Genomic DNA, 8,801 nt, shown 5'->3' on the forward strand with positions numbered 1-8,801 from the left:
AGACCGACGGAACCGTCGATCTGCCCGCCGCGATCTTCGACGCGCCGGCGAACATCTCGCTCCTGCATCAGGTTGTCATCGCCCAGCTGGGTGCGGCACGCCAGGGAACGCACTCCACCAAGACGCGGGCCGAGGTCCGCGGTGGTGGCGCAAAGCCTTACCGCCAGAAGGGAACCGGTCGCGCTCGTCAGGGCTCGACCCGCGCCCCTCAGTTCGCCGGTGGTGGCATCGTCCATGGCCCGCAGCCGCGTGACTACAGCCAGCGCACCCCCAAGAAGATGAAGGCAGCCGCCCTGCGCGGAGCCCTCTCGGACCGGGCGCGCAACGAGCGCATCCACGTGATCACCGAACTGGTTGCCGGGCAGGCCCCGTCGACCAAGACGGCACGGCTGTTCCTCGAAGAGCTGTCTGATCGCCGGAAGTTCCTGTTGGTGGTCGGCCGTGAGGACACCGCTGCATGGAAGAGCGTTGCGAACCTGCAGCACGTGCTGCCGATCGCTCCCGATCAGCTGAACACCTACGACGTCCTCGACGCCGATGAGGTTGTCTTCAGCCGCGAAGCCCTCGGCACCTTCATTGCTGGTGCGAACAAAGACGAGAAGGAGGCCTGAGTTTCATGACTGTTCAGGCAAACCCCCGTGACATCATCCTGGCCCCGGTGATCTCCGAGAAGTCCTACGGGCTGATCGAGGACAACGTGTACACGTTCTTCGTGCACCCGGAGTCGAACAAGACCCAGATCAAGATCGCCATCGAAGAGATCTTCGACGTGCAGGTCACGAGCGTGAACACCGCCAACCGTCAGGGCAAGCGCAAGCGGACCAAGTACGGCTACGGCAAGCGCAAGGACACCAAGCGCGCGATCGTGACCCTGGCCGCCGACAGTAAGCCCATCGAGATCTTCGGAGGGCCGGTCGGCTGACGCCGGGCGGACTGTCGAAGAAGTAGAGGACAAGAAGACTCATGGCAATTCGTAAGTACAAGCCGACGACTCCCGGTCGTCGTGGCTCGTCTGGCGCAGACTTTGCCGAGGTGACTCGTAGTACCCCGGAGAAGTCGCTGATTCGTCCGTTGCACAGCACGGGTGGACGAAACGCGCACGGCCGCATCACGACCCGGCACCGGGGTGGTGGCCACAAGCGGGCCTACCGCCTCATCGATTTCCGTCGCAACGACAAAGACGGCATCAACGCCAAGGTCGCTCACATCGAGTACGACCCCAACCGCACTGCGCGGATCGCGTTGCTGCACTACGTCGATGGCGAAAAGCGTTACATCCTTGCACCCAAGGGCCTGAAGCAGTTCGACGTGGTGGAGAGCGGTCCGACCGCCGACATCAAGCCGGGCAACAGCCTGCCGTTGCGCAACATCCCGACCGGTACCCAGATCCACAACGTGGAACTGCGTCCGGGCGGCGGAGCCAAGATGGTCCGTTCCGCCGGCGCCGGAGCGCAGCTGCTGGGTAAGGAAGGCGCCTACGCCACCGTGCGTCTGCCTTCCGGTGAGATCCGCCGTGTCGACGTGCGCTGCCGCGCAACCGTCGGCGAGGTGGGCAACGCCGAGCAGAGCAACATCAACTGGGGCAAGGCCGGCCGCATGCGCTGGAAGGGCAAGCGCCCGACCGTCCGTGGTGTCGTCATGAACCCGGTCGACCACCCGCACGGTGGTGGCGAGGGCAAGACCTCCGGTGGACGCCACCCGGTCAGCCCGTGGGGCAAGCCCGAGGGCCGCACCCGCAAGAACAAGCCGAGCGACAAGCTCATCGTCCGCCGCCGCCGCACCGGCAAGAACAAGCGATAACCCAGGAGGGAGTTAGAGAATGCCACGCAGCCTCAAGAAAGGCCCGTTCGTCGACGACCACCTGTTGGGCAAGGTCGATGTTCAGAACGAAAAGGGCACCAAGCAGGTCATCAAGACCTGGTCCCGTCGGTCCACCATCATTCCGGACTTCATCGGACACACTTTCGCCGTCCACGACGGTCGCAAGCACGTCCCGGTGTTCGTCTCGGATTCGATGGTCGGGCACAAGCTCGGCGAGTTCGCGCCGACGCGCACCTTCAAGGGACACATCAAAGACGACCGGAAAGCGAAGCGTCGGTAGATGAGTATTGAAACAACCAACCCGACCGCCAAGGCGACCGCTCGTTTTGTGCGTGTGACGCCGATGAAGGCGCGTCGTGTCATCGACTTGGTTCGCGGCAAGAACGTGGACGAAGCTCTCGACATCCTGCAGTTCGCGCCCCAGGCAGCGAGCGAGCCGGTGGCGAAGGTGCTTGCCAGCGCCGTCGCCAATGCCGAGAACAACCTCGACCTCGACCGTCGCACCCTCGTGGTGTCGCAGGCGTTCGCCGACGAGGGACCGACCATGAAGCGTTTCCGTCCGCGTGCCCAAGGGCGTGCGTTCCGGATCCGTAAGCGGACCAGCCACATCACCGTCGTCGTCGAGAGCATCGCCGACAAGGGTGCGGCGACCAGCCGCAACCGCCGGAAGGGAGCTCAGTAGTGGGCCAGAAGATCAACCCGCACGGCTTCCGTCTCGGTATCACCACGGACTGGAAGTCCCGTTGGTACGCAGACAAGCAGTACGCGGAATACGTGAAAGAGGATGTTGCCATCCGCAAGCTCCTGGCCACCGGCCTCGAGCGCGCCGGCATCGCCAAGGTGGAGATCGAGCGCACCCGTGACCGGGTTCGCGTCGACATCCACACCGCCCGTCCGGGCATCGTCATCGGTCGCCGCGGCGCCGAGGCCGACCGGATCCGTGGCGACTTGGAGAAGCTGTCCGGCAAGCAGGTGCAGCTGAACATCCTCGAGGTCAAGAACGCCGAATCGGAAGCTCAGCTGGTGGCACAGGGTGTCGCCGAGCAGCTCAGCAACCGTGTGGCTTTCCGCCGGGCGATGCGTAAGGCCATCCAGTCGGCCATGCGTCAGCCCAACGTCAAGGGAATCCGGGTCCAGTGCTCGGGTCGTCTCGGCGGTGCGGAGATGAGCCGTAGCGAGTTCTACCGTGAAGGCCGTGTGCCGCTGCACACCCTTCGCGCAGACATCGACTACGGCCTGTACGAGGCCAAGACAACCTTCGGCCGTATCGGCGTGAAGGTGTGGATCTACAAGGGCGACATCGTCGGTGGCAAGCGCGAGCAACTCGCCTCGGCTGCTGCTCCCAGCGATGACCGTCGTCCGCGTCGGCCCAGCCGTCCGCGTCGCAGCGGTTCGTCGGGTACCACCGCGACCAGCACTGAGGCCGGCCGCGCAGCGACCGCCGATGCTTCGGCCGCCGACGCTCCAGCGACAACGCCTGCGCCCGCGCAGGCCGAGAACCAGGAGGGCTGAGGCATGTTGATCCCCCGTCGGGTCAAGCACCGCAAGCAGCACCACCCCAGCCTGAAAGGTCAGGCCACGGGCGGCACCAAGGTGACGTTCGGTGACTACGGCATCCAGGCTCTGGAAAGCGCGTACATCACCAACCGTCAGATCGAGTCAGCTCGTATCGCCATCAACCGGCACATCAAGCGTGGCGGCAAGGTGTGGATCAACATCTTCCCCGACCGCCCGTTGACGAAGAAGCCTGCCGAAACCCGCATGGGTTCCGGTAAGGGTTCGCCCGAGTGGTGGGTCGCCCCGGTCAAGCCGGGTCGCATCCTCTTCGAGATGAGCTACCCCAGTGAGGAGACTGCTCGCGAGGCCCTGCGCCGCGCGCAGCACAAGCTCCCGATCAAAACCCGCATCGTGACCAGGGAGGAGCTGTTCTGATGAGTATCGGAATCGCCGCCACCGAGCTCCGCGAGCTCAGTGACGAAGAACTGGTCGAACGTTTGCGTGAGTCGAAGGAAGAGCTGTTCAACCTTCGGTTCCAGATGGCCACCGGCCAGCTCGACAACAACCGCCGGCTGCGTACCGTGCGTCGCGAAATCGCGCGCGTGTACACCGTCATGCGGGAACGTGAGCTGGGCCTGGCCGCCGGACCCGAAGCCACGGACGGTGACGACGCATGAGTAAGGACCAGGAAGTGACAGAAACATCCGCCGAGGAGCGTGCACGCCGCAAAGAGCGGATCGGGTATGTCGTCTCGGACAAGATGCAGAAGACCATCGTGGTCGAGCTGGAAGATCGTGTGAAGCATCCGCTTTACGGCAAGATCATCCGCACCACCAGCAAGGTCAAGGCTCACGACGAGAACGAGACCGCCGGTATCGGCGACCGCGTTCGCCTGATGGAGACCCGCCCCACCAGCGCCACCAAGCGCTGGCGTCTGGTTGAGGTCCTCGAGAAGGCCAAGTAAGCCAACGCTTTACAACGAGAGCGGCCCGTCCCTGAATGGGGGCGGGCCGCTTTTGTGTCCGGCCCCGATGCCCATGTCCCGAATTCGCTCCGCCTGCCTGCGTACGCTCCTATTGCAACAGGAGCGTACGCAGGCAAGCGGAGCGAATTTTGGTGGCGGGGTGGCGGGGTGGTGCGGGGTGTCAGCCTCGGCTGAGGGCGAGGACCTCGTCATCGGACAGCGGGGACGCGGGGTGGTGGCTCAGGCACAGCGGGGTGTTGACCTTCGAGAACGGCCCGCCGTCCGGCGCGACGTAGAACTCACCGGTGGCCAGATGCCCGATGTCGCTGATGCGACTGCCTTTTGCCGACGCCATCTCGTTGGCCGCGTTGATCTGTACCGGAGTGTTGAGGCGGCCGAAGAACTGTGTGGACGCGTTGCCGACGATCTTGGCGTCGATGCCCTTGGGAGCCTGCGTCGCGAAGATCAGTCCCAGACCGTACTTCCGTGCCTGCGATGCGAGCGCCACCGTGCTTCGGGTGCACGGGGTCACGCGCCCTGACGGGACCAGGGTCTGTGCCTCATCCATGACGAACAACGCGCCGAGTGGGCGATCGCCGGCCGGATTCTTCTTGATCCAGGCGAACAGTGCGAGTTCGAGTTGGTTCACGAAACCCTGTCGTTGGCTTTCGTCGGGCAGTCCGATGAGGCTGATCACCGAGATCCGCGCCCGCTTACCGGCGGTCGGGGTCAGCAGGACGGCAGGGTCGACTGCAATCCCGTCACCCCCGAGCATGGGATCGTTGATCATCGCGGCTTTGAGATTCTCGGCGAGCGGTCCGGCGAGCTTCTCGGTATCGACGAGCCCGCTCATGTCGTCGGTCATTTCCGCCAGGAGTTCGATGTATTCGACGAGGGATCCGCTGGATCGCTTGCCGTACAGGGCCATTGTCTGCTTGAGGATCGCTTCTTGGCGCGTTGCCTTGGCACCGCCGACCCGCGCGTAGGGTTTCAGCGCCGAGACGGCGGCATCGACAGCCAACTCGAACTCGTCGGGGTCGTCGCGCACCGCACCGAAATCGGGGAGCGGCCGAAAGCTCAACGGGCGCCCGGATGTGCGCCGCGGCGTCCAGATCACGGTCTCGACGGTATCGATGTACTCCGCGGCCCTGGACGAATCGTCACCCGACCACCCCGACGGTGGGTCGGGCCAGGCCGTTCCCAGCCGGGCGAGGTCGTTGTTGGGGTCGAGGACGATGGCCGAAACGCCCAGCAACGCACATTCTTCGATCAGCCGGCGGATCATCACCGTCTTTCCCGAGCCCGACCCCGCGAAGATGACGGTGTGTTTCCGGAGAGCTTCGAGGTCGACGGTCGCAGTCTCTCCCGCTCGCGATGTGCCAAGGTTGATCGCCGTGGAGACGGCGGACGGGGCCGGAACCTGCGGGTGGTCGCCGTCGACGTAAACCGGTATCTCCGTGGTGATCTCCGCGGATCGCTCGGGAGTGGGCTCGCCCGGTGTCTGGAGCTCGGGGGTGTGGTGGTGGACGGGGAGTTGTTCGACGGGGACGCGGTCCGGGTTGCTCCAGTCGGTGTCAGCTGCCGGTGCGGTTGCGCGCTGTGGCTGCGCCCCGGCATCGCCGAGTGCGATTCGGAGGAACTCGATCTGGTGGGCGGGACGCGTCGTCCGGAGCCACGTGTCGAACCCGGCGGGCATGGTCTTTGTCATCTCGTTGAGCGCACTGAGTGCGGCCAGGTCGTCGTAGGACAGTGCGAGTACCTGGCCACCGTTGGAGGTGAATTCGGCGACCATGTCGGCTGTCTTCGGTCCACCCGGCCAATCGATGTTCCGCAGTATGAAGAGCTGACGACGCGGGACCGACCCTGACAGGCCGGCGTCGATCGAGGCGTTGCGGAGACGTGACTGAACGGCACCGGCGTGGGTGGCCGAGATCGCGCGGAACGCCCAGTGATGTTCATCGTCCGTGAGGGAATCGAGCGTCTGTCGCAGTCGGGCATGGAGGCGGAACTGGCCACCGACCTGATCGATCGTGAAGTCGTCCGAACCCGATTCGACTGCCCAGGCACGCAATCCGGCGTTCAGCAACGCCGGGATCACGTCGTCTTCCTTCTTCGGGTCCAAGGCCGGTGCGGTGAGGGCGTTTCGGATGTGGCGCCCGAAGACCTCGTCGAGGTCGCCGGCCGGAGGTTCGACGGCGCCGGCGTTCTTCGGCTGTGACGGAGCCAGGACAACGCTGGCCGGCTGGTCGACCAGGGACTCGAGCTCGGTCGCGACCTCGTTGTCGAGACAGTCGTTGATGTGCCGGTCGACACGTTTGATCAGCAGCCGGGCATTGAGCGAGGTGGCGTCGGCAAAGGCCTGATCCTGGACGGGCCAGGTCGGGTAGGGCGGTGTGAAGCTTAGTGCAGCAAATGATTTGGAGAGCCGTCGTTCGACCAGCGTTCGGGCGAAGGTGCCGTCGGGCAGTCCTTCGAGGATGAAATTGGCTCGGAATCGGTCCGGAACCGATGCTGTCGCCTGGGTTTCGATGATGGTCCAGGCACTCGGTAGGCACGACACCACGCAAACCGTGCGGAGCAGCACTTCTCGAACGGACATCAGCCCATGTGCCAACAGGTCGACCACGGAAGCCGCGTAGGTCGAAGTCGAGGAGGGCGTGTCCGTTCCGGATCGAGATTGCGCGAGCAAGGTGTCGATCTGGTCGATGGCCAGAACGGTGGGCCCGGTCACCGCCATGTACTCCGAGATGGCCCGGACGGTCTGTTCGTAGGGGAGCGCTCGGGGTGGGAGCTGCCACTCGGTTCGCTCGGCCGGGTCGATCTCGTCGATGTTGTTCTCGAGATAGGCGATGCCGAGATCGTTGAGCCGTGAACTCGGTGCCGCGGACAGGACCAGCGCCCTCAGGGTTGCGTGGTGTCCGCGGATGAGGGCGGGCAGCGGTTTGCGCAGACCGTTCACGAACTCGTCGAGAATTGCGGGCGTGACGAGGGTTTCCCCCGAGATCGCACGGCGGGCCACCCGCGAGGTGCCCGCCCGGTCGGCGAGACGCTGCATCACGTCGTGGAGTTGGGTCTTGTCGACGGGCGGTGCGATCTGCCGGTTCAGGGAGTCGAGCAATGAACTGAGCAGTGTGCGCCAGAAGTCGCTGGGATCGAGCAGGTCGAGCATCACGAAGTAGCCGTCGTGCTTCTGCACGTACTCGCGCACCTGGCCGAGAAGATGGGTCTTGCCGGAACCGGCCGGGCCCTGCAAGACCACCCCGAGCGGACTCGGTCCGGTGCTCTCCTGCGCGTCGGCGACGGCGCGTTCGATTGCTCGCCACGCCCGGGCGTGCAGTCCGTCGACGTGTATGTCGTTGTGCGAGATCCACACATCGTCACGGGTATGCGCTGAGTTGGAGAATCCGCTGCGTGCCTTGGCGAGCGCTTCGAGGGGCGATACGGAAGTCACACGGTCTCCACGTAGATGAGGTGCTTGTCCTGGCCGCCGATCGAGATTGCGGCGGCCCGGTCGTCTGAGGTCAATGTCTTCTGGTTCTCTTCCGGAATCAAGGTGATGCCCGGTTGTGTGTACAACTCCCGGAAGGCGCGGTCGAGGTCTGAGCGACTGACGTCGCTCAACGCCGGCCGAAGTCTGCGCAACGACACCCATGCGCCCGGTTTGGCGGCCAGCGACCGGTAGGCGTCGACCACCCGGGTTTCGATGTCGGCTGTGGTCTGTTCGGATGAACTCGGGGTGACAGGATCTTGTGCGACCGAATCTTCTGATGGCAGAAAGACATCCGCCAATCGAAGATTCGATCGCCGGAAGTGACGGCCGAGACCGGCGAGCACGGTGAAGAGTGCTTTGCCCTGCGGTGTGGTGCCGGCCGGTGGCGTGGTGCCGAGGAGTTCGTTGCACGTGGCCCAGCCGCGATCGGCCAGCGAGTGCTTGTGCGGCACCTTCGACGTATCGCTGTCGATGAGTCCCAGACTGTTGAGTTTGCGACGGCTCGGGGCCTTGAGCTCGGGCCCGTGTTCCTTGATCTCGGTGTTGGTGAGGCCTCGTCCCTCGGCCATCAACACCAGCAGGACGATCATTTCGGTACCGGTGAGGTCCGAAGTGGTCACGGGAGCTCCTTTGCAGCCAAGCGATCAGAACGCAGCGTCTCGATTATGTCTGCAACTCGGGTGGTATCGCTCAGCACCTGTTCATTTGTGAAGCGGACCACCAGGTATCCGGCAAGTTGCAGCGCGACATCCCGCGTCCGATCGTCGGAGTACTTCGTGGCGGTTCGATGTTCGGGGCCGTCGATCTCGACCACAAGTCTCGCATCCGGCCACACCAGATCTGCTCGGACAAACGGTTGAAGATCGCCGGTCGGCACAAGGTGGTTCCATCTGCGATCGGCAGCCCAGGCCGCGCACACCAGGTGGGACTCGAGTCGCTGCTCGGCCGCGCTGGCCGGGTGTGGCCGTCCGGAGATGGGCGGAAACGTCACGGCGGGCAGCGTCCAGGGGGCGTGATCAACGGCTTCGC

At 64.6% G+C, this 8,801-nt stretch carries 12 protein-coding genes; 9 read left to right on the plus strand and 3 right to left on the minus strand.

Annotated elements, in window-relative coordinates:
* The 9 genes from rplD to rpsQ form a co-directional block, all read left to right on the plus strand.
* The coding region (rplD, locus tag VIQ49_RS10105; RefSeq protein ID WP_331883965.1) for a 50S ribosomal protein L4 at nucleotides 1-611 on the plus strand (611 nt) is incomplete at its 5' end.
* Nucleotides 612-616: 5 nt separating this feature from the next.
* The gene (gene rplW, locus VIQ49_RS10110; RefSeq protein ID WP_331883968.1) at nucleotides 617-922 is read left to right on the plus strand and encodes a 50S ribosomal protein L23; all 306 of its coding nucleotides are present in this window, start codon (nucleotides 617-619) and stop codon (nucleotides 920-922) included.
* Between the two features lie 41 nt (nucleotides 923-963).
* On the plus strand, nucleotides 964-1,800 hold the full coding sequence (gene rplB / locus VIQ49_RS10115) for a 50S ribosomal protein L2 (protein WP_331883971.1): 837 nt from the start codon (nucleotides 964-966) through the stop codon (nucleotides 1,798-1,800).
* A 19-nt stretch (nucleotides 1,801-1,819) separates the two neighbouring features.
* Entirely contained in the window at nucleotides 1,820-2,101 is a 282-nt protein-coding gene (gene rpsS, locus VIQ49_RS10120; protein ID WP_331883974.1) for a 30S ribosomal protein S19, read from the plus strand.
* Nucleotides 2,102-2,503 (plus strand): 50S ribosomal protein L22, encoded by a 402-nt coding sequence (gene rplV, locus VIQ49_RS10125; RefSeq protein WP_331883977.1) that lies wholly within the window; start codon nucleotides 2,102-2,104, stop codon nucleotides 2,501-2,503.
* Nucleotides 2,503-3,333 (plus strand): 30S ribosomal protein S3, encoded by an 831-nt coding sequence (gene rpsC / locus VIQ49_RS10130; protein ID WP_331883980.1) that lies wholly within the window; start codon nucleotides 2,503-2,505, stop codon nucleotides 3,331-3,333. Before rplV ends, rpsC begins: the two co-directional genes overlap by 1 nt.
* Nucleotides 3,334-3,336: 3 nt before the next feature.
* Nucleotides 3,337-3,753: a 50S ribosomal protein L16 gene (rplP, locus tag VIQ49_RS10135; RefSeq protein WP_020109927.1), complete on the plus strand. Its 417-nt coding sequence runs from the start codon at nucleotides 3,337-3,339 to the stop codon at nucleotides 3,751-3,753.
* On the plus strand, nucleotides 3,753-3,995 hold the full coding sequence (gene rpmC, locus VIQ49_RS10140) for a 50S ribosomal protein L29 (protein ID WP_331883987.1): 243 nt from the start codon (nucleotides 3,753-3,755) through the stop codon (nucleotides 3,993-3,995). Before rplP ends, rpmC begins: the two co-directional genes overlap by 1 nt.
* Entirely contained in the window at nucleotides 3,992-4,282 is a 291-nt protein-coding gene (rpsQ, locus tag VIQ49_RS10145; RefSeq protein WP_020109925.1) for a 30S ribosomal protein S17, read from the plus strand. The genes rpmC and rpsQ overlap by 4 nt, the downstream gene beginning before the upstream one ends.
* Nucleotides 4,283-4,463: 181 nt before the next feature.
* On the opposite strand, the gene VIQ49_RS10150 is transcribed toward rpsQ, so the two are convergent.
* From VIQ49_RS10150 to VIQ49_RS10160, 3 genes are all read right to left on the minus strand, one after another.
* On the minus strand, nucleotides 4,464-7,733 hold the full coding sequence (locus tag VIQ49_RS10150; RefSeq protein WP_331883991.1) for an AAA family ATPase: 3,270 nt from the start codon (nucleotides 7,731-7,733) through the stop codon (nucleotides 4,464-4,466).
* Nucleotides 7,730-8,392 (minus strand): hypothetical protein, encoded by a 663-nt coding sequence (locus VIQ49_RS10155; RefSeq protein WP_331883994.1) that lies wholly within the window; start codon nucleotides 8,390-8,392, stop codon nucleotides 7,730-7,732. Before VIQ49_RS10155 ends, VIQ49_RS10150 begins: the two co-directional genes overlap by 4 nt.
* Nucleotides 8,389-8,801: endonuclease domain-containing protein (locus VIQ49_RS10160; RefSeq protein WP_331883997.1), on the minus strand; the 413-nt coding region annotated here is incomplete at its 5' end. The genes VIQ49_RS10155 and VIQ49_RS10160, both read right to left, overlap by 4 nt.

The sequence above is a fragment of the Williamsia sp. genome, from assembly GCF_036566845.1.
GTDB lineage: Bacteria > Actinomycetota > Actinomycetes > Mycobacteriales > Mycobacteriaceae > Williamsia.

Bases quoted from the DNA above. Each gene is read 5' to 3' on its own strand.
- rplW (WP_331883968.1), top strand. From the start codon at position 617: ATGACTGTTCAGGCAAACCCCCGTGACATCATCCTGGCCCCGGTGATC.
- rplB (WP_331883971.1), top strand. From the start codon at position 964: ATGGCAATTCGTAAGTACAAGCCGACGACTCCCGGTCGTCGTGGCTCG.
- rpsS (WP_331883974.1), top strand. From the start codon at position 1,820: ATGCCACGCAGCCTCAAGAAAGGCCCGTTCGTCGACGACCACCTGTTG.
- rplV (WP_331883977.1), top strand. From the start codon at position 2,102: ATGAGTATTGAAACAACCAACCCGACCGCCAAGGCGACCGCTCGTTTT.
- rplP (WP_020109927.1), top strand. From the start codon at position 3,337: ATGTTGATCCCCCGTCGGGTCAAGCACCGCAAGCAGCACCACCCCAGC.
- rpmC (WP_331883987.1), top strand. From the start codon at position 3,753: ATGAGTATCGGAATCGCCGCCACCGAGCTCCGCGAGCTCAGTGACGAA.
- rpsQ (WP_020109925.1), top strand. From the start codon at position 3,992: ATGAGTAAGGACCAGGAAGTGACAGAAACATCCGCCGAGGAGCGTGCA.